At 68.7% G+C, this 26174-nt stretch carries 20 protein-coding genes; 15 read left to right on the plus strand and 5 right to left on the minus strand.

The features are described from left to right. Positions 1 to 22 precede the first annotated feature (22 nt). The 3 genes from tesB to ACRSBM_RS06095 all read left to right on the plus strand — a co-directional run bounded on the left by tesB (position 23) and on the right by ACRSBM_RS06095 (position 2350). Positions 23 to 934: an acyl-CoA thioesterase II gene (gene tesB, locus ACRSBM_RS06085; protein WP_434440521.1), complete on the plus strand. Its 912-nt coding sequence runs from the start codon at positions 23 to 25 to the stop codon at positions 932 to 934. A gap of 110 nt (positions 935 to 1044) precedes the next feature. Continuing rightward, entirely contained in the window at positions 1045 to 1608 is a 564-nt protein-coding gene (locus ACRSBM_RS06090; RefSeq protein WP_434440523.1) for a Uma2 family endonuclease, read from the plus strand. Positions 1609 to 1792: 184 nt separating this feature from the next. Then, positions 1793 to 2350: a Uma2 family endonuclease gene (locus ACRSBM_RS06095; RefSeq protein ID WP_434440525.1), complete on the plus strand. Its 558-nt coding sequence runs from the start codon at positions 1793 to 1795 to the stop codon at positions 2348 to 2350. Here the strand turns inward: ACRSBM_RS06095 and ACRSBM_RS06100 are convergent. After that, positions 2347 to 2856 (minus strand): Lrp/AsnC family transcriptional regulator, encoded by a 510-nt coding sequence (locus tag ACRSBM_RS06100; RefSeq protein WP_434440527.1) that lies wholly within the window; start codon positions 2854 to 2856, stop codon positions 2347 to 2349. The two genes, ACRSBM_RS06095 and ACRSBM_RS06100, sit on opposite strands and share 4 nt — an antisense overlap. A gap of 59 nt (positions 2857 to 2915) precedes the next feature. On the opposite strand from ACRSBM_RS06100, the gene ACRSBM_RS06105 reads away from it, so the two are divergent. Then, positions 2916 to 3509: a LysE family translocator gene (locus ACRSBM_RS06105; protein ID WP_434440529.1), complete on the plus strand. Its 594-nt coding sequence runs from the start codon at positions 2916 to 2918 to the stop codon at positions 3507 to 3509. Here the strand turns inward: ACRSBM_RS06105 and ACRSBM_RS06110 are convergent. Next, a complete protein-coding gene (locus ACRSBM_RS06110; RefSeq protein WP_434440531.1) occupies positions 3492 to 3794 on the minus strand; it encodes a DUF2218 domain-containing protein in 303 nt (100 codons plus the stop codon). The two genes, ACRSBM_RS06105 and ACRSBM_RS06110, sit on opposite strands and share 18 nt — an antisense overlap. Positions 3795 to 3915: 121 nt before the next feature. Here ACRSBM_RS06110 and gndA point away from each other — a divergent pair, with 121 nt between their 5' ends. Continuing rightward, positions 3916 to 5346 carry an NADP-dependent phosphogluconate dehydrogenase gene (gene gndA / locus ACRSBM_RS06115; protein WP_434440533.1) on the plus strand — a complete coding sequence of 477 codons (1431 nt, stop codon included), beginning with the start codon at positions 3916 to 3918 and terminating at the stop codon, positions 5344 to 5346. Next, positions 5343 to 6869 carry a D-alanyl-D-alanine carboxypeptidase/D-alanyl-D-alanine endopeptidase gene (gene dacB / locus ACRSBM_RS06120; RefSeq protein WP_434440535.1) on the plus strand — a complete coding sequence of 509 codons (1527 nt, stop codon included), beginning with the start codon at positions 5343 to 5345 and terminating at the stop codon, positions 6867 to 6869. Before gndA ends, dacB begins: the two co-directional genes overlap by 4 nt. Positions 6870 to 6923: 54 nt before the next feature. On the opposite strand, the gene ACRSBM_RS06125 is transcribed toward dacB, so the two are convergent. The 3 genes from ACRSBM_RS06125 to ACRSBM_RS06135 form a co-directional block, all read right to left on the minus strand. Continuing rightward, positions 6924 to 9137, minus strand: coding sequence for a SulP family inorganic anion transporter (locus tag ACRSBM_RS06125; protein WP_434440537.1), 2214 nt, complete (start codon positions 9135 to 9137; stop codon positions 6924 to 6926). A 147-nt stretch (positions 9138 to 9284) separates the two neighbouring features. After that, positions 9285 to 10904: an IS1634 family transposase gene (locus ACRSBM_RS06130; protein WP_434440539.1), complete on the minus strand. Its 1620-nt coding sequence runs from the start codon at positions 10902 to 10904 to the stop codon at positions 9285 to 9287. A 386-nt stretch (positions 10905 to 11290) separates the two neighbouring features. Further along, positions 11291 to 11608, minus strand: coding sequence for a hypothetical protein (locus tag ACRSBM_RS06135; RefSeq protein WP_434440541.1), 318 nt, complete (start codon positions 11606 to 11608; stop codon positions 11291 to 11293). A 147-nt stretch (positions 11609 to 11755) separates the two neighbouring features. Between ACRSBM_RS06135 and ACRSBM_RS06140 the strand changes: the two genes are divergently transcribed. The 9 genes from ACRSBM_RS06140 to ACRSBM_RS06180 all read left to right on the plus strand — a co-directional run bounded on the left by ACRSBM_RS06140 (position 11756) and on the right by ACRSBM_RS06180 (position 26165). Continuing rightward, positions 11756 to 12604 (plus strand): helix-turn-helix domain-containing protein, encoded by an 849-nt coding sequence (locus ACRSBM_RS06140; RefSeq protein WP_434440543.1) that lies wholly within the window; start codon positions 11756 to 11758, stop codon positions 12602 to 12604. 21 nt (positions 12605 to 12625) lie between these two features. Continuing rightward, positions 12626 to 12817, plus strand: a complete 192-nt coding sequence (locus ACRSBM_RS06145) for a DUF397 domain-containing protein (protein WP_434440544.1) — start codon at positions 12626 to 12628, stop codon at positions 12815 to 12817. Positions 12818 to 13141: 324 nt separating this feature from the next. Next, positions 13142 to 15976: an AfsR/SARP family transcriptional regulator gene (locus ACRSBM_RS06150; protein ID WP_434440546.1), complete on the plus strand. Its 2835-nt coding sequence runs from the start codon at positions 13142 to 13144 to the stop codon at positions 15974 to 15976. Between the two features lie 282 nt (positions 15977 to 16258). After that, complete coding sequence (locus ACRSBM_RS06155) at positions 16259 to 19243, plus strand: helix-turn-helix transcriptional regulator (protein ID WP_434440547.1); 2985 nt, start codon at positions 16259 to 16261, stop codon at positions 19241 to 19243. Positions 19244 to 19362: 119 nt separating this feature from the next. Continuing rightward, the gene (locus tag ACRSBM_RS06160) at positions 19363 to 20115 is read left to right on the plus strand and encodes an ABC transporter ATP-binding protein (protein ID WP_434440549.1); all 753 of its coding nucleotides are present in this window, start codon (positions 19363 to 19365) and stop codon (positions 20113 to 20115) included. Positions 20116 to 20120: 5 nt separating this feature from the next. Next, on the plus strand, positions 20121 to 22640 hold the full coding sequence (locus ACRSBM_RS06165; protein ID WP_434440550.1) for an ABC transporter permease: 2520 nt from the start codon (positions 20121 to 20123) through the stop codon (positions 22638 to 22640). A 461-nt stretch (positions 22641 to 23101) separates the two neighbouring features. After that, positions 23102 to 24364 carry an ABC transporter substrate-binding protein gene (locus tag ACRSBM_RS06170; RefSeq protein ID WP_434440551.1) on the plus strand — a complete coding sequence of 421 codons (1263 nt, stop codon included), beginning with the start codon at positions 23102 to 23104 and terminating at the stop codon, positions 24362 to 24364. 74 nt (positions 24365 to 24438) lie between these two features. Beyond that, positions 24439 to 25338, plus strand: coding sequence for a carbohydrate ABC transporter permease (locus ACRSBM_RS06175; RefSeq protein WP_434452986.1), 900 nt, complete (start codon positions 24439 to 24441; stop codon positions 25336 to 25338). A gap of 2 nt (positions 25339 to 25340) precedes the next feature. After that, on the plus strand, positions 25341 to 26165 hold the full coding sequence (locus tag ACRSBM_RS06180) for a carbohydrate ABC transporter permease (protein WP_434440553.1): 825 nt from the start codon (positions 25341 to 25343) through the stop codon (positions 26163 to 26165). The last annotated feature ends 9 nt before the right edge of the window (positions 26166 to 26174 follow it).

Raw genomic sequence — 26174 nt, forward strand, 5'->3', positions numbered from 1 at the left:
AGATGCTAGGGAGAGTTTCGCTGTGACTGAGGCCGCCCGTGCCGCTGCTACGAGCCCGTCGGGCCTGAGCGGACAATCCGCAGTGGACGACCTTGTCGCGTTGCTCGACCTGGAACGCATCGAGGAGAACATCTTCCGCGGTGTCTCGCCCGCAGAGTCGCCCCTGCGCGTGTTCGGCGGGCAGGTGGCCGGCCAGGCCCTGGTGGCCGCGGGCCGCACCGTCCCGGTCGAACGCCGCGTGCACTCGCTGCACTCGTACTTCATCCGGCCGGGCGACCCGCGCGTGCCGATCGTGTACGAGGTGGACCGCATCCGCGACGGCCGCTCGTTCACCACCCGCCGCGTCGTCGCCGTGCAGCACGGCAAAGCCATCTTCTCGTTGTCCGCGTCCTTCCAGATGGAGGAGCAGGGCGTCGAGCACTCGTCGGACATGCCGGACGTGCCGGACCCCGAGTCGCTGCCGACGTGGACCGAGTCTGCCAAGAGCTACCCGCTGGTGAACCTGAAGTTCCCGCGTCCCATCGACGTCCGCTACGTGACCGAGCCGCCGTGGGAGTCGCGTGAGGACGGTCCGGGCGAGGCCGCGTCACGGGTGTGGATGAAGGCCGACGGCAAGCTGCCGGACGACCCGATGCTGCAGCTCTGCGTCATGACGTACGCCTCCGACATGACCCTGCTGGACGGGGTTCTGGCCCGGCACGGCGTCTACTGGGGACTGGACAAGGTCCTCGGGGCCTCCCTGGACCACGCGATGTGGTTCCACCGCCCGTTCCGGGCCGACGAGTGGCTGCTGTACGACACGGCTTCGCCTACCGCTTCCGGGAACCGCGGGTTGGCCACCGGGCGGTTCTTCACGCGGGGTGGGGAGCTGGTAGCGACGGTGGTGCAGGAGGGCCTGATCCGGGTGATCAAGTCTTCACCTGATGAGGTGTGAGTTCGTACTTCTGTTCGAATCACCCGCGTGAGTGATCAAGTCTCGGTGACTTGCGGTCGATGCCTAGACTGGCTGGTAGCGAAACTCCGGGGCGGAAGGGCGGTGTGCACGTGACTGCGGAAGCGTGGCGTGATCACCTGGTGAGCCTGGACGAGTGGGACGCGATGCCAGAGGAAGAGTGTCGTCGTCTAGAGATCGTCGATGGAGTACCGCACGTGGTTCCCGCCCCCGCAACGTTTCATTCGCTTGCGCAGAACAAGCTCGCATATTGGCTCAATGAGCAACTTCCTGATGAGCTGACTGCTGTGCCCGAGGTTGATGTCGTGCTCGACATCGCCCACGCGTTGAACGTTCGACGTCCTGACGTGTCGGTGGTGCCGACTCACCTGGCCGAGCACAACGCCAAGAGGTACGACGCCGCTGATGTGGTGGTGGCGGTCGAGATCGTGTCGCCTGGATCGGAGCGAGCCGACCGCGTCACCAAGCCGATGCAGTACGCCAAGGCTGGGATCGCACACTATTGGCTTGTTGAGCTTGACGAGCCGATCACCCTGACGACGTTCGAGCTCGTTGATGACGTTTATGAACCGGTCGCGGATGGCACGGGCAAGGTTGCGTTGAGCCTTCCTGCTCCGCTCGTCTTCGACCTCGACGCGCTGACGCGGCGGCGTTAGTCCGCTCGGCGCCGCCGATGGGTCGGCCGCAGCGTCGCCGGCGGTGATCAAGTCTTCACCTGATGAGGTGTGTGTTCGTACTTCTGTTCGAATCACTCGCGTGAGTGATCAAGTCTCGGCTTCTTGCGGTCGATGCCTACACTTGTCTGGTAGTCGAGCTCGAAGCAGAGGGATGGTGAGCGCCTTGACCGCGCAAGCCTGGCCGGATCACCTGGTGACCTTGGACGAGTGGGACGCGATGCCAGAGGACAAGAACCTCGAGCTCGTGGATGGAGTCCTGCACGTGGTGGCCGCCGCCATACCTCCGCATCAGATGGCCCAGAATCGGCTGGCCTACTGGCTCAACGAGCAACTTCCGGACAGTCTGGTCGCCTACGCCGATGTCGACGTGACGATCGACAGCTCGAACCGGCCGACCGTGCGCAAGCCCGACATCACCGTGGTGACGGCGGAAGCGGCGGACCGCAACCCCAAGCGGTTCGACGTGAAGGACGTGGTTCTCGCGGTGGAGATCGTGTCTCCTGGTTCCGAGCGCGTCGACCGCGTCACCAAGCCCACCGAGTACGCCAAAGCCGGGATCGCGTACTACTGGCTGGTGGAGCTCGGGGACCAGATCAGCCTGACGGCGTTCGAGCTCGTTGATGGCGTGTACAAACACGTGGAGGACGGCGTCGGCAAGGTACGGCTGACTCGGCCCGCTCCGCTCGTCTTCGACCTCGACGCGCTGACGCGGCGGCGTTAGTCCGCGCGACGCCGCCGATGGGTCGGCCGCAGGGTCGCCGGCGGCGTCAGCGCGCGGGTCTCCACCCGCTCCAGCACCACCGAGCTGGTCAGGTTCCGCACCTCCGTCCGCGAGGCGATCTTGTCCATCAGGAACGCCTGCAGGTGGGTGGAATCGGCCACCGCGATATGGAGCAGGAAATCGGCCTGCCCGGACACGTGGAAGATCGACCGTGTCTCCGGCTGGGCCATCACGAACGCCCGGAAGCCGGCCACGACGGTCCGCGTGTGCGGGCGCACGTTCACCGAGATCACGGCCTCCAACGGCAGTCCGGTGGTGGCCGGGTCGACGACGGCGTGAGAGCCGGTGATCACGCCGAGGTCGCGCAGGCGCCGGACCCGTTGCAGGCAGGACGAGGGTGCCAGGCCGACGATCTCCGCCAGGGTCCTGTTCGGCAGGGTGGCGTCGTTCTGCAACTCCTCCAGGATGTGCCAGTCGACCGAATCCAGTTCGGCTTGTTCGCGCATAACCGAACATCGTACTGACCAGCTGGAACGCGCACGAACAAGTGGCGACGATCGGCCCTATGCACATCGCGTGGACGTCGTTCCTGGTGGCTCTGCTGATCATCATGATCGTGCCGGGGCCCGACTTCGTCCTGATCATGGGGAACGCGGTCCGCAGCCTCCGCAAGGGCGTCGAGGCGGCGCTCGGTGTGATGACCGGCCTGCTCGTCCACGCCACGCTCGCCACTATCGGGCTGTCGGCGCTTGTGGCGGCGGCGCCGGCGGCGCTGATCGTGGTCAAGGCGGTCGGAGCGCTCTACCTCGCGTACATCGGCTTCATGACGCTGAGGTCCGCGAACAAGCCGCTCACCGAACAGCCTCGGCGCGACAACGTCTTCCTGCGCGGGTTGTTGTGCGATCTGTTGAACCCCAAGGTGATGCTCACGTTCCTGAGCCTCATCCCGCAGGCGATGGACCCGAACGCCGCGCCACTGCCGCAGGCGGCGGTGCTCAGCGCGGTCACGGTCGGCGTGTTCGCGGCGTTCTGGGTGATCGTCGTGCCGTCGGCGCGTCAGCTGGGCACACTGCTGAGCAAGCCCCGGATCCGCGCCGTCTTCGAGCGGGTCTGTGGGACCGCTCTCATCGGGATGGCCGCGTCAGTTCTCGCTGCCTGAGTCCCAGGTGACCGTCAGCTCGTCACGGACTCCGAACCGGACCAGGTGCCGTTCGACGACGTCCCGCAGGCGTGCCACGTCCTCCTCCGACGAGGACACCACGCGCATGACCAGAGCGTCGTCCAACGCCTCGAACTCGGCCAGGCCGCCCGAAAAACGGACAAAGCCGCGGGTGTCCTCCCAGGACCCTTCGAGGTCCTTGTGCGTGAAGTGCTTCACCAGCTGCGATCCGTACCTGGAGGCACGGTCGGTCGCCGAGCGGCCCACGCTCGTGAATTCCGTCATGAAGCCAACTTACGCCTAGCCATACGTACCGCGGCGTGACGCGGTTCACCTGGCGAAACGGAGTCTGAGAACAACCTGTGACGTCTCGCGTAATCACGGAGAACACGGCAGGCTGTCGCGTATGACGGAAGGCAAAGCACGTATCGCGGTCACCGGTCTTGCCACCATGGGCAGCAATCTCGCGCGCAACCTCGCGCGCCACGGCTTCAAAGTCGCCGTGCACAACCGGACGCCCGCGAAGATGAAGGCCCTGCTCGACGAGCACGGCCACGAGGGCGACTTCGTCGGCGCCGAGACGCTGCAGGACCTGGTCGACAGCCTGCAGACGCCGCGCCAGATCATCATCATGGTCAAGGCGGGTGGCCCGACCGACGCCGTCATCGACGAGCTGAGCGGGCTGCTGGAGCCCGGCGACATGGTCATCGACGGCGGCAACGCCCACTACGCCGACACGCGCCGCCGTGAGGCCGCGTTGAAGGAGAAGGGGCTGCTGTTCGTCGGCGCCGGCATCTCCGGTGGCGAGGAGGGCGCGCTCAACGGCCCGAGCATCATGCCGGGCGGTCCCGCCGAGTCCTACCGGCACGTCGGGCCGGTCTTCGAGGAGATCGCGGCCAAGGTGGACGGTCAGCCGTGCTGCGTGCACGTCGGGCCGGACGGCGCCGGGCACTTCGTGAAGATGGTGCACAACGGCATCGAGTACGCCGACATGCAGCTGATCGCCGAGGCGTACGACCTGCTGAGCCGCATCGGCGGGCAGACGCCGGCCGAGATCTCCGAGGTCTTCACGCAGTGGAACTCGGGCGACCTGGAGTCGTACCTGGTCGAGATCACCGCCGAGGTGCTCAAGCACGTCGACGCGAACGGCACGCCGCTCGTGCAGGTCATCGAGGACGCCGCGGAGCAGAAGGGCACCGGTCGCTGGACCGTGCAGGAGGCGCTGGAGCTGGGCGTGCCGGTCACCGGCATCGCCGAGGCCGTCTTCGCGCGCAGCCTGTCCGGCCACACCGACCAGCGCAAGGCCGTGCGCGACGCGTTCGGTGCCAGCGAGGTCGTCGCGAAGCCGGACGCCGAACTGGTCGACGACGTGCGCCAGGCGCTCTACGCGTCGAAGGTCGTCGCGTACGCGCAGGGCTTCGACATGATGCGCGAAGCGTCGAAGAACTTCGACTGGAACATCGACCTCGGCGCGATGGCGACGATCTGGCGTGGTGGCTGCATCATCCGCGCGCAGTTCCTCAACCGCATCCGCGAGGCGTACGACGCGAACGCGAACATCGCGTCTCTGTTGGTGGACAACTACTTCCGGGACGCGGTGCAGAACGCCGAGGCTGCTTGGCGGCGTGTTGTGGTCCGTGCGGTGGAATCCGGCGTGCCGACGCCCGGTTTCGTGTCCGCTTTGGCCTATTACGACGGTCTGCGCTCCGAACGGCTGCCCGCCGCACTCGTCCAGGGACAGCGGGACTTCTTCGGGGCACACACGTACAGGCGCGTCGACCGGACCGGTAGCTTCCACACGTTGTGGTCGGGCGATCGATCAGAGGTGGAAGCGTGAAATTTCGCATTCTGGGGGCGGTCGTCGCTGCGGCGGCAGGGTTGACCCTGACGTCCAGCGGTGGCGCGGTAGCCGTCGACAACGAGGCGCTGACCCGCGATCTCGACGCGATTCTGGCCGACCCGGCGCTCACCGGCGCCGACGTCGGCCTGGTCGTGCGGGACGCGAACACCGGCGACGTCGTGTACACGCGGACGAGCTCGCGTCGTCAGCAGGTGGCTTCGAACCTGAAGCTGCTCACGACGGCGGCGGCGCTCGACCTGCTGGGACCGGACTTCAAGTGGAAGACCGAGTTGCTGTCCTCGGGCACGCGCAACGGTTCGACGTTGCAGGGCGACCTCGTCCTGCGCGGCACCGGTGACCCGACGATGAGCGGTTCCCGGTACGCGGCGCTGGCGACGACGCTGAAGAACAGCGGCGTCACCAAGGTCAGTGGCTCGCTGGTCATCGACGACACCGCTTTCGACGCGCAGCCGTACGGTTCTGGCTGGGCGTGGGACGACGAGCCGTACTCCTACAGCGCGGAGACCTCCGCGCTGACGCTGTCGCCGGACGCGAGGTTCAGCGCCGGCACGGTGCTCGTGCGCGTCAAGCCGGGCGCCGCGGCGGGTGCTCCGGTCACGGCGACGGTCGAACCGGAGAACGACCGCGTGCGCGTGGTGAGCACGGCGACCACCGGCGATGGTGGCGTCAGCGTCGAACGCGAGCACGGCACGAACATCATCAGGGTCAGCGGCTCGACGAACGTCGAGACGACGGCTCTGTCGACGGTGAAGGACCCGACCGGCGTGGTCACCTCGGTGTTCCGCAACGCGTTGCGGGACAACGGGATCGAGGTCGTCGGTGACGTACGCGAGGCGGCGGCGCCGGCCGGTGCCGCGGTGCTCGCGTCCGACGAGTCGCAGTCGCTCGGCCAGCTGGTCACGCCGTTGCTCAAGAACAGCAACAACATGCTGGCCGAGGTGCTGGTCAAGACGGCGGGCAAGTCGTTCACCAACGGCGTCAACCGGCTGAGCACCAAGTGGTCGGGGCTGGGCGTCAACCCGAACCTCGTCGAGGTCTTCGACGGCTCGGGCATGTCGCGGCTGAACCAGTTCGCGCCGGACGACCTGACGTCGATCCTGATCAACGCGAAGTCCAGGCCGTGGTTCGCCGCGTGGCAGGCGTCGCTGCCGGTCGCCGGTGTCGACGGCACGCTGGTCAACCGCATGAAGAACACCCCGGCCGCGAACAACGTGAAGGCCAAGACCGGATCGCTCAGCGGCGTTTCGGCCCTGTCCGGGTACGTGACGACGCAGGCGGGCCGGGAGCTCGTGTTCTCGGTGGTGCAGAACAACGTCCTGTTGTTCAACAGCCCGAGGAACATCGAGGACAGGATCGCCGTGCGCCTGGCCTCCGACGGTGGCACGCAGGTGGCCACGCAGTCGGTGCCGGAGCAGCGCAAGGCTCCGGCGCAGGAACGCGCCACGGTTCCCGTGCAGGAGCGCTTCGACGTGGAGTGCTCCTGGATCGGCACCTGCTAGCCGGATGAACGACTCTGGAGCCGCCCTGGGACACCGGGGCGGCTCCAGTGCTTTCTAGGCCGGTGCCGGCACCGGCTCGAGCCCGTTGCGGTCCGGGTCGACCAGGTACACGCGGGCGTTCGAGATGTCGAAGTACATGCCCTTCAACGACAACGTGCCGGCGGCGATCGCCTCCCGCACGCTCGGGTAGCCGAGCAGGTTGTCCAGCTGCTGCGCGACGTTGGCGACGGCGAGCCGGTCCGCCACCGGCAGGTCCGCGCAGCCGGGCGACGTCGGCGCGTGGAACCGGATCAGCGACGGTTCCGCGTTGCGCAGCCACGAGTGCAGGTGCGAGCCGCGCGCGGCGGAGCCCTGCACCAGCGCCTTCATCGCGCCGCAGTCGGAGTGTCCACAAACGACGATGGTGCTGACGTTGAGGATCTCCACCGCGTACTCGATCGCCGCCCCGACCGACCTGTCGTCCGCCGACGACATCGGCACCAGGTTGCCGATGTTGCGCACGCAGAACAGGTCGCCGGGCCCGGAAGTGGTGATCAGGTTCGGCACCACGCGCGAGTCCGCACAGGTGATGAACAGCTGCTGGGGTCGCTGCCCGCGCAACGCCAGCTCGTGCAGGAACGGCCGCACGAGCGGCGCGGAACGGCGCTCGAACTCGTGCATGCCGCGGATCATCGGGTCGCTGTCGGCCGAGGAACGCTGCGCGGGCAGCGTCACCGCGCCGGGCGTGCCCTGCCAGTGCGACCACGGCGCGAACCAGCGCGGCAACGGGCCGGGCAACGTCTTGCGCAGCACCGGTTTGCCCTGGTCGGCCCGGTCGTACCAGCTGTCGTGCACCTCGTCGACCTGCACGCGGCCGCCGAGCCGCTCGTATCCCTCGCGCCAGTCGTTGATCGCCTCGTAGGACGCGTGGTCGAGGTAGTCGACGTGCAGCTCCAGCACCACGGTCTGCCCCAGCGGCAGCCTGCGCAGCTCGCGCACGAGCCGCCCGACCCCGAGGAACACCAACGACCCCCGCACGCACACCCGGTTGCCCTCGACGCGCACCGAGCAGTGCGTCAACCGGTACAGCGCGCGCAGCAACGCGATGGCGAGCCCGACGACCACGCCTTCGAGCAGTCCAAACAGGACGACACCGGTCGCGGTCGCCGCGTAGACCAGGAACTCCCCGTGCCGCAGGAGGGTTCGCATCCGGTTGATCGACACGAGCTTGAGCCCGACGAGGAACAGCACACCCGCCAGCGCCGGCAACGGGATCAGCTCCAGGGCGGGGGCGAACGCCAGCACCGCCACCGCGATCCACCCGCCCTGCAGGATGGCGGCGTAACGGGTCTTCGCGCCCGCCGCGACGTTCGTGGAGCTCCGCGCCAGGCCGCCGCTGATCGGGAACCCGCCGAGCGCGCCCGCGAGCACGTTCCCGGTGCCCTGCGCGATGAGCTCCTTGTCCAGCCGGGCGCGCGGCCCGTCGTGCAACCGGTCGGTGGCCACGGCGGACAGCAGCGACTCCATGCTGGCGACCAGCGCGACCGTGATGATGGCCGTGACGACCGTGCCGGCGCTGCCCTGCGGCATCTCCGGGAACACCAGCGCGTGACTGTCCGGCAAATCGACTCGGGCGACGTCGAGGGGCAGCACGTGTGCCAGCGCCGTCGCGGCGGCCACGGCGACCAGCGGCGCGGGCACCAGCGAGGCGCGCGGAACCCGCGGCCACAGCAGCAGCACCGCGATCACGACCGCGCCCGCCACCACCGGTCCGAGGCGCGATCCGGTCAGTTGTCCCGGCAGCAGGGCGAGGTTCGCCGGCGCGGACGACGCCGCCGTGCCGCCCAGCACCACCACGAGCTGCCCGGCGGCGATCGAGACGCCGATGCCCGCGAGCATGCCGTGCACCACGGCGGGGGACAGCGACAGCACCAGACGGCTGATCCCGGTGAGCCCCAACGCCAGTTGCAGCACGCCCGCGGCCAGCGTGATCGCCGCGGTGGCCGCCCACCCGAACTGCGCCACCAGCCCGGCCACGATCACCACGAGCCCGGTGCCGGGTCCGCTGATCTGCAACGGCGCCCCGCTGATCGCGCCGACGACCACGCCGCCGATGATCGCGGAGATGATCCCGGCCATCAGCGGCGCGCCGGTGGCGTGCGCGATGCCGAGCGACAACGGGATCGAGATGAGGAACAGCACGAAACTCGCGGGCAGGTCGTGCCTCAGGACCAGCGGTGGAGCGTGCGGGGTGTGCTCGCCGGCGTTGGACCTCGGCTGGTGGTTCACGGCAGATTCCCTTTCCTGCAATGGCGGCATGGCCCTGTGCGACAGAGGGCACAGGGCAGGGGTGAGCGAGAAGGAAGGCGCTCTAGACCCGCGTTCCGCACATGGGGGTTGATCAACTTTGGTGATCATTTCCGAGGTGGGATTTGATCATCTTGGCCTGGTTGGATCAACCTCTAGCAGGGCCAGGAGTGTGGCCTGTAGTGGTGGTGGTTGCGGGATGCCGGGAGGTTCGTTCGCGGTGGCAGGGATGAGCCGGAGCCGGGCCAGCGCCTCGAAGATCAGCCGGCCGGTGGGTTTGGCGGGGCGTCCGACGTAGAGTCCGTCGAGTGTGGTGTGCGGGGCGATCGCGAGTCGTGTCTGGCGTTCGATCAGGCAGAAGATCAGCAGTGCCAGGCAGATCACGGTGATCAGCGCGGCGATGCGCCGGTTGTTCTTGAGGAACAGCGGCGCCACCGCGAGTGGTCCCTTGAACGCGCCGTAGCGGCGTTCGACGGTTTCCTGGCCCTTGTAGCGGCGCAGCACTTCGGCCGTGTCGGCGTCGGCGGGATGAAGGTTGGTCAGCAGCGCGTGCCAGCCGTCGAGGGCGGCCTCGGCGGCCAGGGCCTGGTCGTCGAACTCCCAGGCCAGGGCGGGTTTGCTGGTGGCGGGGTCGGTGCTCACCGTGGCGCGCAGCAAGGCGCTGACCCGGCGGGCCTTGCTGATCGTGGCGATCCGGGCGGTGACTGACGCGGCGTCGGGATAGTGCCGGCTGCCCAGCCCGCGTGCCAGCCGCCCCAGGTCGGCGCGGGCCTGGGCGAGTTTGCGTTCTCGTGCGGTGACGGCGGCCTGGGCGCGGGCGGTGGAGTGCACGAACACCCGGCGCAGCGTGAGCACGGGGTCCTTCTTGCGGGGCCCGGTCAGCGTCATAGTGTCCTCGAGCACCCGCCACCGGCCCTGCTCGGCGGTAGGCTTTCCCAGGTCTCGTTCGGCCACGTGGTCGACCTCGACTGCGGCGTGGATGTCCAGCGTGGCAAGGACAGCGGCCGGGACGTAGGTCTTGGACGCGGGCGCCAGGAACGCGACACCGGCATCAGCCATCGCCACAAGGTTGCTGTAGGACACCAGTTTGGAATCCCCGACCAGCAAGAAGTCCCGCGGCGCGGCCATTTTCGTCAGCGCGGTCATCGCCGCGACGACCTGAGTCACCTCGCCGGCGTTGCCGTCGTAGGCGCGGTGGAACACCGGGACCGCGCCGTCGGAGGTGACCGCCAGCCCGGCCTGGATCTGTTTGAGGTCGTGGCGGCGGTCTTTGGGGTGGCCGTACTTCGGGGCCGGGTAGTCCTCGTCGTTGCCGGCGAAGTCCCCGTGCAGGGAGATCGAGGTCATGTCCCAGTGCAGCCGGGACACCTCCAGCCCGAACGCCGAGATCGCCTGGGCCCCAACGGATCCGATGATCCCGTCCAGCTCGGGCGCGATCGCGTCCAGCGCCCGGCCGATCCGGTCGTCGTTGAGCAGCTCGGCGGCGATGCCGAAAACCTCCTCGACCGCCCACTGGCCGGCCCATTCCGATACCCGGACCAGCGGCGCGGGCGAGGTGAGCCGGTTCGCGATCAGCGCCTCGATCACCTGGCCGTGGCTCAGATGCGCGAGATCACGCACCGGACACGCCCGGTCGATGATCCCGGCCAGGTCCAGGCGGCGGCAGTAGTCGGCCACGACCGGCAACGCGCCCAGCGACTTCTCCAGCCTCGCCGTCACATACCGGGCCCGCTGTCCACGTTGATCCACGACCGGACACCCTGGCAGAACTCCCTGATCAGGCAGCCACTGGGCCGCCTGATCAAGTCACTCACTTCTATGTGCGGAAGACGGGTCTAGAGGCGCTCTAAAGGCAGCATTCGGCGCGGCCGGACGGCAGCGAGCGCGTCGGCGCGGTCATGCGGGGTCGGCACGGGAACACCTCCGTGTCGGCACAGGCATCGAGGGTCGAGATCAAGCCGCGTCGCCACCATGATGACGGCGGAATCGGTGCTGTGACAGATCTTTCAGCCGACCGTGTTGATCTTGACTCGAGACGTCACGCGAGGTGACGAAGAAGAAGGGCCGGCTCCGGTCGGGGGGTGCGGAGCCGGCCCAAGTCCTGACAGTTCTGAAGAACTATCGAGTTTCGAAATTCAGCCTACCGAGCGCAGGTGCTTGCCGTGCGAATTCTCCTGCCCGACGACGGTCAGGATCAGTTGCGCCGATAGGTATGCACGGCACGGTGCGGGCATCCGCCGTGAGAACCAGCCGCGCTTGCAGGTCGCGCACCGGCCGTGCTCGTCGGGCTGGTGCTCGTCCAGCAGCGCTTTGACGACCGCGACCACCCTCGGTAGCTCAACCCTGGCGAGCACGAGAGCGGTCTGGTCGTCGCCGCGCTGGGCCAGATCGGTGAGTGTGGCCAGGTGCGAGTGCAGCGACTTGTCCAGTTGGCTGAACACCGTGACGGCCATCAGGCTCAGAGCTCCAGTCCCTACGTAAGCGGCCCATGCAGCCTGTCGCGCCGAACCTGCGAACTGCAAGTTGCAGTACACGAATGGATGACGTCTCTTTGCGACGGGCTCCTTTGCTCTCAAACTGGGACGGACCAGGAGGTGTGGATGCCAAGGGGTAGCAGCCCGATACTGCGCAAGCGGCGGCTCGTCAGCGAGCTCCGGCGCCTGCGTGAGGTGTCCGGGCTGACGATCGAGGAGGTCGGAGAGCGCCTGGAGTGCTCGGCTTCCAAGATCAGCCGCATCGAGACCGGCAGGGTGGGGGTGAGCCCGCGCGACGTGCGGGACATGCTCACCGCCTACGAAGCGGACGCCGCCACCCTCGAGGAACTGGTCCAGCTCGCCAGGGAAGCCCGTCGCAAGGCGTGGTGGGACGAGTTCGGCGACATCGTGCCCGGTCGTTACGTGGGGTACGAGGCCGACGCGGACTCGATCAGGACCTACCAGGGGCTGATGATCCCTGGCCTGCTGCAGTGCGAGGCGTACACGAGGGCGTTGATCTCCCAGGTGCTGCCGGACGCGAGCACCGCCGAGATCGACCGGCGCGTCCGGTTGCGCAAGGCCAGGCAGGCCTTGTTGACCGAAGACGACCCGTTGCGACTGCACGTCGTGATCGACGAGGCCGCCCTGCGCCGGCTCGTCGGCGGCGCCGGGGTGATGCGCGTGCAGATGGCGCGTCTTCTCGAAGTCGGTGCATTGCCGAACGTCACGATGCAGGTCGTGCCGTTCAGCGCCGGTGGTCATGCTGCGATGGACGGCCCGTTCGTCATCCTGAGCTTTCCTGAGCAGCTCGACTCCGACGTGGTCTATATCGAAAGCACCAGAAGCGGCGTCTACCTGGAACAGCAGTCAGACGTCAATTCCTACGCCGAGATGTTCGAGCGTCTCGTGAAGTCCGCTCTGAGTCAGCGGGAATCAGCAACCCTGATCACCGGGATCGCTCGCACTCTCGCGTGACGCGACCGGGAGTGAAGAGAAGTGGAAAGCTTGCGTTGGCGCAAGAGCAGCCGATCGTCGGCCGGTGGGCCCGAGTGCGTGGAGATCGCGCTCGTCACATCCGGCGCCGCTGTCCGTGACAGCAAGAACGCGGACGGAGCGCGGCTGAAGTTCGGCGACGCGGGATGGGTCACCTTCCTCACCGCCGCGAAGACCGGCTCCTTCGTCAACTGATCGGAAGGCAATGCGGAAGGCCTCGGCTGGATGATCCAGCCGAGGCCTTCTGTCGTCGTAAGGGGGACGTGGGCCGGCCGGCGTTCCGCCGCCGCGGGCTGGATGCCCCTTGCACGCCGGCCGACCCACGTCGATCATGGGGAGCAGCGGGTGTTCCGCTGTCCGGCCCAACCTGTTCCGACTCCGCGATTTCCGGTTTCCGTTGATCTCGCGGTCTGTGGTTGGTTGGACACGCTAAGCGTAAGAATGCCTTCTACAGCACGACTGGAGCCCGACTGAAGTGATCTTCAAGCTCCAGGTGGCCACCAGGCGAAGGACACATCGGTGACGCACGGCGAGGAACCCCTTCGGTTCGAGGTTCTCGGCCTTCTCCGAGTCGTTCGCGCAGGTCAAGAGGTTGATCTCGGTGCGGCCAAGCAACGTGCCGTCCTCGCGGTCCTGCTGCTGGCGCGCAACACCCCGGTCAGCCGCGGGCAGATCATCGAGGCCGTCTGGGGCGACAACGTGCCGTCGAGCGCGGTGAACCTGGTGCAGACCTACGTCGCCGGACTGCGCCGGGCGCTGGAGCCGGCTCGTGCGCGCAGGGCTCCCGCCGAGCTGCTGACGTCGGTCGGCGACGGCTACCTGATGCGCGTCGAGCCCGGTGCGCTCGACCTCGACGTGTTCGAACGTCAGGTCCTGCTCGCGAACCGCCTGCGCGCCGCCGGTGACCTCGCCGGAGCCGCGGTCGAGCTGGACGACGCACTGGCGTTGTTCCGCGCCGAGCCGCTGGGCGGTGTTTCCGGCCTGCACGCCGACGTCGAACGCGGTCGTCTGGTGGAACGCCGGCTGGCGGTGCTGGAGGAACGCGCTGAGCTCGGACTGGGAATCGGGCAGGGACCGGAGCTGGTCTCGCAGCTGAGCACGATGGTCGTCGAGCACCCGTTGCGCGAACGCGGCCACGGGCTGCTCATGCGGGCGCTGGTCCAGGCAGGACGTCAGGCCGAGGCGCTGGCCGCGTACCGGGAAGCTCGCCGCGTACTGATCGACGAGCTCGGCGTCGAGCCGGGTCCGGAACTGCGCCGCGTGCACCAGGCCGTGCTGGCGGGGGACAGCCCCGAGCCGGAACGCGCGCCGGTCCGCGTGCCGCCGCAGCAGGCCGCCGCGGAACCGGCGCCGGTGACGGTTCCCGCGCAGCTCCCGCGCGCGCCGGTCGCGTTGATCGGCAGGGACGCCGAGCTCGGTCGGATGGACGCGCTGCTGCGCGGCCACGACGGCCCGGTGGTGCTGGTGACCGGTCCGGCGGGCGTGGGCAAGACCGCGCTGGCCCTGCACTGGGCGCACCGGGTTCGCGACGAGTTCCCGGACGGCCAGCTCTACGTCGACGTGCACGGCTACGACCCGAACCGGGAACCGCTGGAGATCGGCGAGGTGCTCAACCGGTTCCTGCGCGCACTGGGCGTCCCGGCCGGCGACACCCCTGTCTCGGTCGACGAACGCTCGGCGCTGCTGCGGACGCGGCTGGCCGACCGCCGCATGCTCGTGATGCTCGACAACGTCCGTGGCTCGGCCGACCTGCTGCCGCTGCTGCCGGGCGCGCCCTCGTGCGTCGTGGTGACCTCGCGCCGCCGGCTCGTCGGGCTGGTCGCCCAGGTCGAGGCGAAGCTGATCGAGCTGGACATGCTCGACGCGGACGCCGCCGTCGACGTGCTGGGCCGCATCGCCGGCCGGTCGGACGCCGAGGCGGACGCCCTGCGCCAGCTCGCGGAGCTGTGCGACGGTCTGCCACTGGCGTTGCGCATCGCCGCCGCCCGTCTCGCCGTGTCGCCCAGGCTGCGGGTCGCCGAACTGGTCGAGGAACTGCAGGACGAGCAGGGCCGGCTGGCCGCGCTGGGACTCGAGGACGGTGAGGGCACCGTGAGAGCCGCCCTGGACGCCTCACGCCGTGCGCTGCCATCGTTGCCGTCGCGGTTGCTGGCGATCATCGGCCTGCACCCCGGCGCGGACCTGACCCCGCACGCGGTCGCCGCGATGGGCGACGTCGGGCTGGTGGAGGCCCAACGCGCGCTGGACGCGTTGACCACCGCGAACCTGCTCTCGGTCAGCGAACCCGGCCGGCACGTCGCCCACGACATCGTCCGCGTCTACACCAAGACGCTGGCCGGTGAGCTGTCCGAGCCGGAACGCCGTGCCGCCACCGGCCGGATGCTCGACTACTACCTGCACTGCGCGGACCTGGCCGACGGGCTGCTCCCGATCAACCGCGGCAGCGTCCTGGTGGCGCCGGAGCACCGTCCCACCCACGTCCCGGCGATCTCCGGCGCAGCTGACGCGATGGCCTGGTTCGACGCCGAACGCGCGAACCTGATCGCCGCCGCCGAGCTCGCCTCCGGTTCCGGCTGGCACGTCCACGCCTGGCAGCTGCCGTACACCCTGTCGCGGTACCTGTGGCTGCGGACCGAGCGCGAGACTTCCCTGCGCATCACCGAAGCCGCGTTGCAGGCCGCCATCGCCCTCAACGACGACGACGCGCGGTTCGTGATGCAGTTCAACCTGGGCGTGGCCCTGCTACAGGTCGAGCGCTACGACGAGGCCCTGCACGCCCAGCGCGGCGCCTTGGACGTGGCCCGGCGCAAGTCCGACGTGCACCAGCAGGCCCGCGCCCTCACCACGATCGCCGGCACGCTGCAGGACATGGGCCGCGCCGCCGAGGCCGAGGCGCACTACCGCGAGGCTATGGAGATCTCCCGCATCGCGGGGTCGAAGTGGGCCGAGGCCAACGCCCACCACCACCTGGGACTGCTCTACCTGAGCACCCAGCGCTTCGCCGACGCGATGCCGTGGCTGCGCGTGGCGCTGCGGATGTACCACGAGGTCGGCGAGCAGTGCGGTGAAGCGGCCTGCCACACCGACATCTCCACGGCCCTGCTGGAAACCGGCGACACGGAAGGCGCGCTGACGTCGGCCCGAACGGCGCTGGCAGTGGCGTGCGACGCCGTCTCGCCGTACCACCAGGCACTGGCCCACGACAAGCTGGCGGCGGTCTTCGACCGGCTGGGCGCGGCGGGCGCGGCGGCGCACTGGCAGCGCGCCCTGGCGTTGTTCACGGAGCTGGGCGCGGCCGAGGCGGACGGGATCCGGGCGCGGCTGGCCCGCGCCCGCGCGGTGACCGTGGGGTAAGGGCTTCGGCGCGCAGGACTGCGCGATCGCCCGATACCTGAGGCGAGGCCTCAGGACCAACCTGAGGGCCATGACCGAATGGGACTGTGTTTATTTACGAGTAACCAGAACAGCGCGGGCTTGCACCAGGTGCGCCGGGGCGCCGACTGGGGGATCACGTCTGCTGCTACGTCCACCGGGGCGCGCGGGACAGCCGACCTGATGAACACAGTCGGCGCCCCGGCGCACCTGGTTCAGCCTCGCGATGATCTGGTTACTCGTGAACAAACACAGTGTGCCAACATGCCCCTTGTGGCGCGCCTTGGTTCCGGAATTCCGTTGGTCGCGCGTGACCGAGAGCTGGACCGGTTGCGCGCCGCATTGGCGCAGGCAGGCGAAGGCACCGCGGGCGCGGTGCTCCTGGCCGGAGACGCCGGCGTGGGCAAGACGCGGCTGATCGGTGAGCTGGCGGCCAGCGCCGACGACACGCTCGTCCTGCTGGGACGGTGCCTCGACGTCGGCGAGACCGGGCTGCCGTACCTGCCGTTCGCGGAGGCGCTCGGTGCGTTGAAGGGTGACGTGGCGAACCGGCCCGCGCTCGCGATGTTGCTGCCGCAGCTGGCTCTGCCCGCCGCACGTGAACCCGGCACCGAGGGCATGATCGCGCCGAGTCTCATCCCCGGGCGCAGGCCGGAGCAGGACGTCGGGCAGCTCCAGCTCTTCGACGCCGTGCTCGGGCTGCTCAGTGATCTCTCCGAACGGCAGCGTGTGCTGCTGGTCGTCGAGGATCTGCACTGGGCGGACGCGTCCACGCGCTACCTGCTGTCGTTCCTGTTGGCGCGCCTGCGTTCCCAGCGTCTGCTGGTCGTCGGCACGTACCGGGCGGACGACCTGCATCGCAGCCATCCGTTGCGTCCCTTGCTGTCCGAGCTGGTCCGGCTGCCGGCCGTCGACCGCCTGGACCTCACGCCGTTCAACGCGGCGGACGCCCGACGGTTCGTCGAGGCGCTGTCCGACGACCTGCCGGAGGACGTCGTCCGGCAGGTCGCGGAACGGTCCGAGGGCAACGCCTTCTTCGCCGAGGAACTGATCGCGGTGGCCACGTGTGACGACGCCAGGTCGTTGCCGTCCGCGCTCGCCGACGTTCTGCTCAGCCGGGTCGAGAGCCTCAGCCCTGAAGCGCAGCACGTCGTCCGTGTCGCGTCGGTGCGGGGGCGCCGGGTGCGGCACAACCGGCTGCGGGAGGTCGCTGCCATGACGGACATCGAGTTCGACACGGCCTTGCGCGAACTGGTCCAGCACCACCTGCTCGTCGTCGAGGACGACGAGGTCTACGCGTTCCGCCACGCGCTCGTCCGGGAAGCCGTCTACGGCGACCTGCTGCCGGGTGAGCGGGTGCGGTTGCACGCCGGCTACGCCCGTCATCTGGCCCAGCACCTCGACGAGCGCGGTGCGTCGGCCGCACTGGCCCACCACGCCTTCGAGAGTCACGACCTGGCGCAGGCGCTCACCGCCTCGATCGCGGCGGCCAGGGAGTCCGAACGGGCCGGTGCGCCCGCGGAGGCGTTGCGCTACCTGGAAAAGGCGCTCAACCTCTGGAACGCTGTCCCTGCGGCGGATCGTCCGTCCGATGTGGACGAGTCGGTGCTGCTGCGGCGGGCGTCCTGGGTCGCGGGCACGGCCGGGCAGCCGGAACGGGCCGTGGCTTTCGCCCGCAGTGCCACCCAGTCCGTCAGCGCCGAGCAGACGCCGGAGGAGGCCGCCGAGATCTGGCTGCGGCTCTCGCAGGCGCTCTCGATCCTCGACGGCAACGAGGAGGAGCACTTCCAGGCCATGGGCAAGGCGCTCGACCTCGTGCGCGACCGCGAGCCCAGCCCCACGCGCGCCCGTGTGTTCGCGGGCAAGGCGTCCTCGCTGCGTCAGCAGCGCAAGGACGCCGCCGCAAGGGAAGCCGCCGAGCTCGCGATCGCGGACGGCCGGACGGCGAACGCGCCCGGTGCCGTCGCGGACGGGCTGGGCACCCTCGCGATCCTCGACGACCACGCGAACCGGCTGGAGGACGCGAAGGTCAGCTTCGAGCGTGCGATCGAATGCGCGCGCGAGGTCGGCGCGTTCAACAACGAGCTGAGGGCTTGGTACTACTACGGCCTGATGCACTACGACCACGGTGATCTGGCCGAGGCCGCGCGCGTCTTCAACCTGGCGGGCGAGCGGGCCAAGGAGACCGGCCTGACGTGGAGCATGTTCGGGCTGGAGATCCGCATCCTGCAGGTGCTCGTGCACTACTACATCGGCGACTGGGACTACGCGGCTTGGGCCAGCGAGCCGCCCGGCATGTCGGTGTCGTCGACGGTGCTGGCGCGGCTGGCGTCGGCGAGCACGCACCTCACGGTCTCGCGCGGTGACCTGGCCGAGTCCGAGCGGATGATCACCAAGCTGCGCAGCGACTGGCACCGCGACATCCAGATCGCGCTGATCAACGGCGGTACGGGCGCGGAGCTCGCGTTGTGGCGCGGCCGTCCGGAGCTGGCGGTCGAGCGCGTGACGGACGCGTTGGCGTGGGCGCGCAAGCTCGGTGGCCCGTGGATGCTCGCGGGCATCAGGATCGGCGCGGTCGGCATCGCGGCGTACGCGGAGATCGCCGCGAAGGCACGCCGCAAACGGGACACCGAGGCTGAGCGGCACGCGGTCGAGGAAGGACACAAGCTCGCCGAGCACGTGCGGCTGACCGCGCGGAACGGCAAGCCGCGGGCGGGGGTCCTCGGCCCGGAAGGCCGTGCCTGGCTGGCCCGCGCGCTCGCCGAGGAGTCGAGGCTCGACGGCCCGGGCGACCTCGGTCTCTGGCGTGCCGCGGTCGACGAGTTCGGCTACGGGGTCGTGTTCGAGCAGGCGCTGTGCCGGTGGCGGCTCGCGGAGGCGTTGCTCGGCGCGGACCCCAAGGAGAACCACCGTGACGAGGCCGCCGCGCAGCTGCGCCTGGCGGACGAGGTGGCGACGCGGCTCAAGGCCGTTCCGCTCGCGGAGGCCGTGGCGTCGTGCGCCAAGCGGGCCCGCATCAGCCTCAGGGCTGACGAGCCGGTGCGCGAGCAGATCGACCTCTTCACCCCGCGGGAACGTGACGTGCTCGGCCTGGTGGCCGCGGGACGGACGAACCGCGAGGTCGGCGAGGAGCTCTACATCAGCGAGAAGACCGTTTCCGTGCACCTTTCCCGGATCATGGCCAAGCTGGGCGCGTCACGGCGCGCGGAGGCCGTGGCCATCGCGTACGACCGAGGTCTGCTGGAGTAGCCCCGGTTGTCATACCTCAGGCTGATGCGTGACGCGTCGCGGAGTTGATGACCGCGCACTCAGGGAACTCATAGCTTCTTCCTCATCAAGGAACGTCCCCTGTGAGGAAGGCAAGCGACATGTCTGCACTGGTGTCCGAGGTCGGCACCCGGACCGCCGCGGCGGCCCACAACCTGGTGAAGGTCTACGGCAAGGGTGACACCGCGGTGCGGGCGCTCGACGGCATCAACGTCGCGTTCGAGGCCGGCCGCTTCACCGCGATCATGGGCCCGTCCGGCTCCGGCAAGTCCACGCTGATGCACTGCCTCGCGGGACTGGACACGGTGGACAGCGGCTCGATCCACATCGGACAGACCGACATCACGAAGCTCAACGACAAGGACCTGACCAAGCTGCGCCGCGACCGCGTCGGCTTCGTGTTCCAGGCCTTCAACCTGCTGCCGACGCTGACCGCCGAGCAGAACATCCTGCTGGGCCTCGAGCTCGCCGGCCGCAAGCCCGACAAGCAGTGGTTCGACACGATCGTCGACGTGCTGGGCCTGCGTGACCGCCTCACCCACCGCCCGACCGAGCTGTCCGGTGGCCAGCAGCAGCGCGTGGCGTGTGCCCGTGCGCTCGTGGCCCGTCCCGAGGTCATCTTCGCCGACGAGCCGACCGGCAACCTGGACTCCCGCAGCGGTGCCGAGGTCCTCGACTTCCTGCGCATGTCGGTCCGCAAGATGAGCCAGACCGTGATCATGGTGACGCACGACCCGGTGGCCGCGAGCTACGCGGACCGCGTGGTGCTGCTCGCCGACGGCCGGCTCGCCGGTGAGATCCACCAGCCCACCACCGAGTCCGTCGTCAACGCCCTCACGCACCTGGGGGCGTGAGGTAGATGCTGAAGACGATCCTTGCGGGCCTTCGTGCCCGCACGGCGCGGCTGGTGCTGTCCAGCATCGCCATCGCGCTCGGCGTCGCGTTCGTGACGGGAACCCTGGTTCTCGGTGACGCCGTCGAGGCTCAGAGCAGGGACAACTTCGCCCGCAGTGCGCGCAACGTCGACGCCGCGGTGCACATGACCGAAAACACCCCGGACCGCGAGAACGGCATTCCCGCGGACCTCGTGCAGAAGATCCGCGCGACGCGGGGCGTGGCCGGCGCGGACGCACGCGAGTACGGCAGCGCGGCACTGCTCGGCAGTGACAACAAGGCGCGCAACGCGTTGGTGCAGCCGTTGCCCACCACGGAGAAGCTGCGCGACTTCAACCTCAAGGACGGCAAGTTCCCGGCCAGGGCCGACGAGGCCGCGATCGACGTGAAGACCGCGCAGATCGCGAAGCTCAAGGTCGGTGACAAGCTCAAGCTGCTCGACGAGGAGAACGCGGAGCACTCGTTCACGATCGTCGGCACCTACCAGCAGGGCGCGAGCAGCATGTCGATGTCCGGCAGCGACCACGTCGTGTTGTCGCCGGAAGGCCTGCGCACGGTCATCCCGAAGCAGCGCGTCTACGAGATCGTGGCCGTCGCCAAGGACGGCGTGACCCAGCAGCAGCTCGTGGACGACATCAAGGCCACCATCGGTGCGAACTACGACGTGCAGACCGGTGAGCAGCTGACCAAGGCCACGCTGGAGCAGGTCGGTGACGCCGCCGGTGAGATCAGGACGGTCCTGCTCGGCTTCGCCGCGATCTCGCTCGTCGTCGCGGGCATGGTCATCTACAACACCTTCACCATCCTCGTCGCCCAGCGCACGAAGGAACTGGCGTTGCTGCGCTGCGTCGGTGCGGAACGCGGGCAGGTGTTCCGCAGCGTGCTGGCCGAAGCGCTCTTCATGGGCCTCGTGGCGTCGATCCTGGGCATCCTCGGAGGACTCGGCGTGTCGGCCGGCCTGCAGGCCGTCATCGGCTCGTTCGGCGGCCTCACCGGCGAGGACGCCCCGATCCGCCTGCCGATCTCGTGGGTGACGATCGCCGCGGGCTTCGGCGTCGGTGTGGTCGTGACGGTGCTGTCGGCCGTGCTGCCGGCCCGCCGCGCCACGAAGGTCGCCCCGGTGGCCGCCCTGCGCTCGCAGCCGGACAGCCACGACGACGTCGCCCGCACCGGCAAGGTCCGGATCATCGTCGCCACGCTGATCATCCTGATCGGCGGCGCGGCCGGCTACTTCGGACTGCAGCAGGAGAAGGAAGAGCCCGCGATGTTCATCACGGGCGGCGCCACGATGGTGTTGCTGCTCGCGGTGCTCCTCCTCGGCCCTCTCTACGTGCCGCTGGTGAACCGCCTGTTCGGCAAGGCGCTGCGCGGTGTCCCGGCCAAGCTGGCCTCGGCCAACGCGGGCCGCAACCCCAAGCGCACGGCCGCCACCACGGCGGCGTTGATGATCGGCGTGACCATCGTCGCCATGGTGACCGTCGTGGCCGGCAGCGGCCGCGAGACGATGAACCAGAAGGTCGACGAGCGGTTCCCCGCCGACTACGAGATCAGCTCGAACGTCTACAGCCAGCCGCTCTCGCAGAAGTTCACCGACGAGATCGCGAAGGTGCGCAACGTAGCGCAGGTCGCGCCGGAACTCGCCGCGTCCCTCGAGTCGCCACAGGTCCGGTACGGCGCCTACGTGTCGGGTTACCCGGCCGACGCGATCGGCTCGGTGGTCCGCGCGGAGACGACCAACGGTCCGCTGAGGCCGTTGAAGGACGACGAGATCGCGATGCGGGAGAAGGAGGCCAAGGAGGCGGGTCTCTCGGTCGGCTCCTCGCTCAAGCTCGGCGACAAGGACTTCAAGGTCGTCGCGCTGATCAAGGACAACACCTACGGCACCGGCATCGTGACGCTGCCGGCCCTCCAGGGCCTTCTGGAGGAAGCTCCCAAGGGTTACGGGAAGCTGCTGGTCAAGCTGGCGCCGGGCACCGACATCACCGTCGCCCGCGCCGACCTGGAACGCGTCATCGCCACGTCGCCGGTCGCGGTGCTGAACTCCGCGGCGGAGACCAAGGCGGAGCTGAACTCGCAGATCGACCAGATCCTGATGTTCATCTGGGCCCTCGTCGGGCTCGCGCTGATCATCGCCCTGTTCGGCATCGCGAACACGCTGACGCTCTCGGTGCTGGAACGGACCCGCGAGTCGGCCCTGCTGCGGGCGCTCGGCCTCACCAGGGGCCAGCTGAGGCAGATGCTGGTGGTCGAGTCGATCCTGATGGCGCTGATCGGCGCGGTCGTGGGCGTCGTGCTCGGAGCCGGGTTCGGGTGGCTGCTGGTCGAGGCGATCTCCAACTCGGAGTTCCAGATCAGCTACTCCATCCCGTTCGGTCAGATCGGCATCATGCTCGGCCTGGCCGTGGTGGCCGCCGTGATCGCCGCCGCTCTACCCGCGCGGCGGGCCGCTCGGAACTCCGTGGTCGCCGGGATGGCGGAGGCGTAGGACACCCCGCCTGACCTCCCGGTAGTCGTCGGGGGCGCTGGGGGCCAGGCGGGTTCGGGCGTGCGGAAACAGGGGCCGCACGGCCGGGGGATCGGTGGAGGTCCGGTGCTGTCGGGGCGCCGGGCCTCCACTGCATTTCCGCATCGCGGAAGTCCTCGCGCGGCTCCGCGTCAGGGGCGCGAGAAAAGTTTGAGGGCGCGCGTCACTTTTGCCTCAGAAAGCCCTCTACCTGGGGTGAGGGACGACCGGAGCGAGGGCCCGGTCGTCCCTCTTCGTCGTCCGCGGCAGGCCGCTGGGCGGGTCCATCCGGGACACTCGGCGTTTCGGCCCAGCTTTTTGTTGCTCGTCTCCACAAAGTTACGGAACGATGTCGACCGCTTGACACCCGCGCCTCGCCAGTTGAGTGTGAGAGCGCTCTCATCACAGTTAAGCGCCGCTCACGGCGTCGTCGAGGAGGACGGATGAGCAGAAGGCTGGTCGGCAGCGTCGCTGCGACCCTCGTGATGGTTCTGGCCGCTGGATGCGGCGGGAGTTCCGAGGCCGACGGCAAGATCGAGCTGTCACTGGGCCTCTTCTCCGACTTCGGGTACGACAAGCTCATCGAGGAGTACATGGCCTCGCACCCGAACATCAAGATCGAGCAGCGCAAGGTCAAGATGGAGCAGCACAACACGCAGCTCGCGACTCAGCTCGCGGGTGGCCGGGGTGCCGCCGACATCGTCGCCCTCGAGGAGGGCGTGATCAGTCAGTTCCGCGCCTCCAAGGACAAGTTCGTGAACCTCGCGGAGTACGGGGCGAAGGACCTCAAGGACCAGTGGGCCGGGTGGAAGTGGAACCAGGGCACCGCTGACAACGGCGAGTTCGTGCTGGGCCTCGGCACGGACATGGGCAGCCTCGGGCTGTGCTACCGCAGCGACCTGTTCGCGGCGGCGGGCCTGCCGACGGACCGGACCGAGGTCGCGAAGCTGTGGCCGACGTGGGCCGACTACGCGAAGGTCGCCGACCAGTTCACGGCCAAGACGCCGAACGTGAAGTTCGTCGACACCGGCCGCAACGTCTACAAGGCGATCCTCGACCAGACCGAGGAGGGCTACTTCGCGAAGGACGACTCGTACATCGCGGAGTCCAACGACAAGGTCAAGGCCGCGTTCGACATGGCGGCGTCGCTCGGCACCAAGCAGCAGACCGGTGCCCTCGAGCCGTTCAGCCAGGACTGGAACGTCGCCCTGAAGCAGGGTTCGTTCGCCACCACCACGTGCCCGGCCTGGGCGCTCGCGCTCATCAAGGCGGGTGCCGGTGACGCGGCGGCCGGGAAGTGGGACGTGACGACGGCGCCCGGTGGCGGCGGCAACTGGGGTGGCTCGTTCCTCGCGATCCCGAAGCAGGGCAAGCACCCCAAGGAGGCCTACGAGCTGGCCAAGTGGCTGACGGCGCCCGAGCAGCAGAAGCGGATCTTCAAGGAGACCGGTAACCTGCCCAGCCAGCCGAAGGTCTACCAGGACGCCGAGGTGCAGGCCACGGTCAACGACTACTTCAGCAAGGCTCCGGTGGGTCAGATCTTCGCCTCGTCGGCCGAGTCGCTGAAGCCCACCTACCGCGGCACGAAGGACTCGAAGGTCGGACCGGTGTTCGGCACGGCGCTGACCCGCGTCGAGCAGGGCAAGCAGTCCGCAGCCGAGGCCTGGACCCAGGCGCTCAAGGAAGCGACGGACGCCGCCAAGTGACGGTGACGCGTCAGGAGACCGAGGTGGCCACGGCCACCTCGGTTCCGTCTTCTCCGGAACCGAAGCGCTTCAGGCTGAGCAGCTGGGACGCCAAGTACACGCCGTACCTGATCATCGCGCCGTTCTTCCTGGTGTTCGGGATCTTCGGGCTCTACCCGCTGGTGTACACGGCGTGGGTGTCGCTGCACGACTGGCAGCTGATCGACGGCAACCTGGGTTTCGTCGGTCTCGACAACTACACCGAGCTGTTCGGTGACGCCAACTTCTGGAACGCGCTGTTCAACACGCTGAGCCTGTTCGTGCTCTCGACGGTGCCCCAGCTGCTGTTCGCGCTGGGGCTCGCGGCGCTGCTGGACCGTGGTCTGCGCGGGAGCGCGTTCTGGCGGGCGGGTGTGCTGCTGCCCAACGTCATCTCGGTCGCCGCGGTGGCACTGGTGTTCGCGCAGTTCTTCGGCCGCGACTTCGGCATCGTGAACTTCCTGCTCGGCTTCGTCGGCATCGACCCGATCGACTGGCGCGCCGAGACGTGGGCCTCGCACCTCGCGGTGTCCACAATGGTCATGTGGCGCTGGACCGGCTACAACGCGCTGCTTTACCTGGCGGCCATGCAGTCGGTGCCCAAGGACATGTACGAGTCGGCCACTCTGGACGGTGCGTCGCGCTGGCGGATGTTCTGGTCGATCACCGTGCCGTCGATCCGCCCGACGATCCTGTTCACCGTCGTCACCTCGACGATCGGCGGTCTGCAGCTGTTCGCCGAACCCGCGCTGTTCGACCCCGGGTTCGCCGCCAACAACTCGACCGGTGGCTCCGACCGGCAGTTCCAGACGCTGGTGCTGTACATGTACGAGAAGGGCTTCCGGTTGTTCGACGCCGGGTACGCGGCCACTGTCGCGTGGATGCTGTTCGTGGTCGTCCTGCTGGTCGCGATCGTCAACTTCACGCTGACGCGCCGCATCGCGGGCAAGGAGTGATCATGAAGAACGCGAAGGCAGGACCACTGCTGTACGGGTTCCTGGTCGCCGTGCTCGCGGCGTCGGTGTTCCCGCTGTACTACTCGTTCATCGTGGCGTCGAAGGACAACTCGGTCCTCGGCGAGAAGGTCCCGCCGCTGATCCCCGGTGGCAACCTGGTCGAGAACATCACGCGGGTCTTCGACACCGTCGACTTCTGGCTCGCCATGCAGAACTCGTTCATCGTGGCGGCGACCGTGGCGATCTCGAACGTCGTGCTGGGCACGCTCGCCGGGTTCGCGTTCTCGCGACTGCGGTTCAAAGGCCGTGACTCGCTGTTCCTGGTCGTGCTCGGCACCGCGATGGTCCCGACGCAGCTCGGCGTGATCCCGCTGTACATGCTGATGTCCGACCTCGACTGGTACGGCACGCTGCAGGCGGTCATCGTGCCGGTGCTGATCGGGTCGTTCGCGGTGTTCTGGATGCGCCAGGCGTGCGAGGAGACCGTTCCGCACGAACTGATCGAGGCGGCCCGCGTCGACGGCTGCTCGGTGCTGCGGACGTTCTGGCACGTCGGCTTCCCGGCGGTGCGGCCCCAGGCGGCGGTGCTGGGCATGTTCACGTTCATGACGGCGTGGAACGACTTCTTCTGGCCGTTGATCGTGCTGGACCCCAACGACAGCCCGACGGTGCAGGTCGCGCTGTCGACGCTGGCCAGCGGCTACTACACCGACTACTCGTTGATGCTCGCCGGAGCCTCCATCGCGGTGCTGCCGGTGATCGCGATCTTCATCCTGCTGTCGCGCCACATCGTGGGCGGCATCATGCAGGGCGCCCTAAAGGGATGAAACTCCGCA

The sequence above is a fragment of the Lentzea xerophila genome (assembly GCF_051094245.1).
In the GTDB taxonomy this organism is placed as follows: Bacteria; Actinomycetota; Actinomycetes; order Mycobacteriales; family Pseudonocardiaceae; genus Lentzea; species Lentzea xerophila.

Coding starts and splice junctions, on each gene's coding strand:
- ACRSBM_RS06100 (WP_434440527.1), bottom strand. CDS start 2,856: ATGCGCGAACAAGCCGAACTGGATTCGGTCGACTGGCACATCCTGGAG.
- ACRSBM_RS06105 (WP_434440529.1), top strand. CDS start 2,916: ATGCACATCGCGTGGACGTCGTTCCTGGTGGCTCTGCTGATCATCATG.
- ACRSBM_RS06110 (WP_434440531.1), bottom strand. CDS start 3,794: ATGACGGAATTCACGAGCGTGGGCCGCTCGGCGACCGACCGTGCCTCC.
- gndA (WP_434440533.1), top strand. CDS start 3,916: ATGACGGAAGGCAAAGCACGTATCGCGGTCACCGGTCTTGCCACCATG.
- ACRSBM_RS06135 (WP_434440541.1), bottom strand. CDS start 11,608: ATGGCCGTCACGGTGTTCAGCCAACTGGACAAGTCGCTGCACTCGCAC.
- ACRSBM_RS06140 (WP_434440543.1), top strand. CDS start 11,756: ATGCCAAGGGGTAGCAGCCCGATACTGCGCAAGCGGCGGCTCGTCAGC.
- ACRSBM_RS06155 (WP_434440547.1), top strand. CDS start 16,259: ATGCCCCTTGTGGCGCGCCTTGGTTCCGGAATTCCGTTGGTCGCGCGT.
- ACRSBM_RS06160 (WP_434440549.1), top strand. CDS start 19,363: ATGTCTGCACTGGTGTCCGAGGTCGGCACCCGGACCGCCGCGGCGGCC.
- ACRSBM_RS06165 (WP_434440550.1), top strand. CDS start 20,121: ATGCTGAAGACGATCCTTGCGGGCCTTCGTGCCCGCACGGCGCGGCTG.
- ACRSBM_RS06170 (WP_434440551.1), top strand. CDS start 23,102: ATGAGCAGAAGGCTGGTCGGCAGCGTCGCTGCGACCCTCGTGATGGTT.
- ACRSBM_RS06180 (WP_434440553.1), top strand. CDS start 25,341: ATGAAGAACGCGAAGGCAGGACCACTGCTGTACGGGTTCCTGGTCGCC.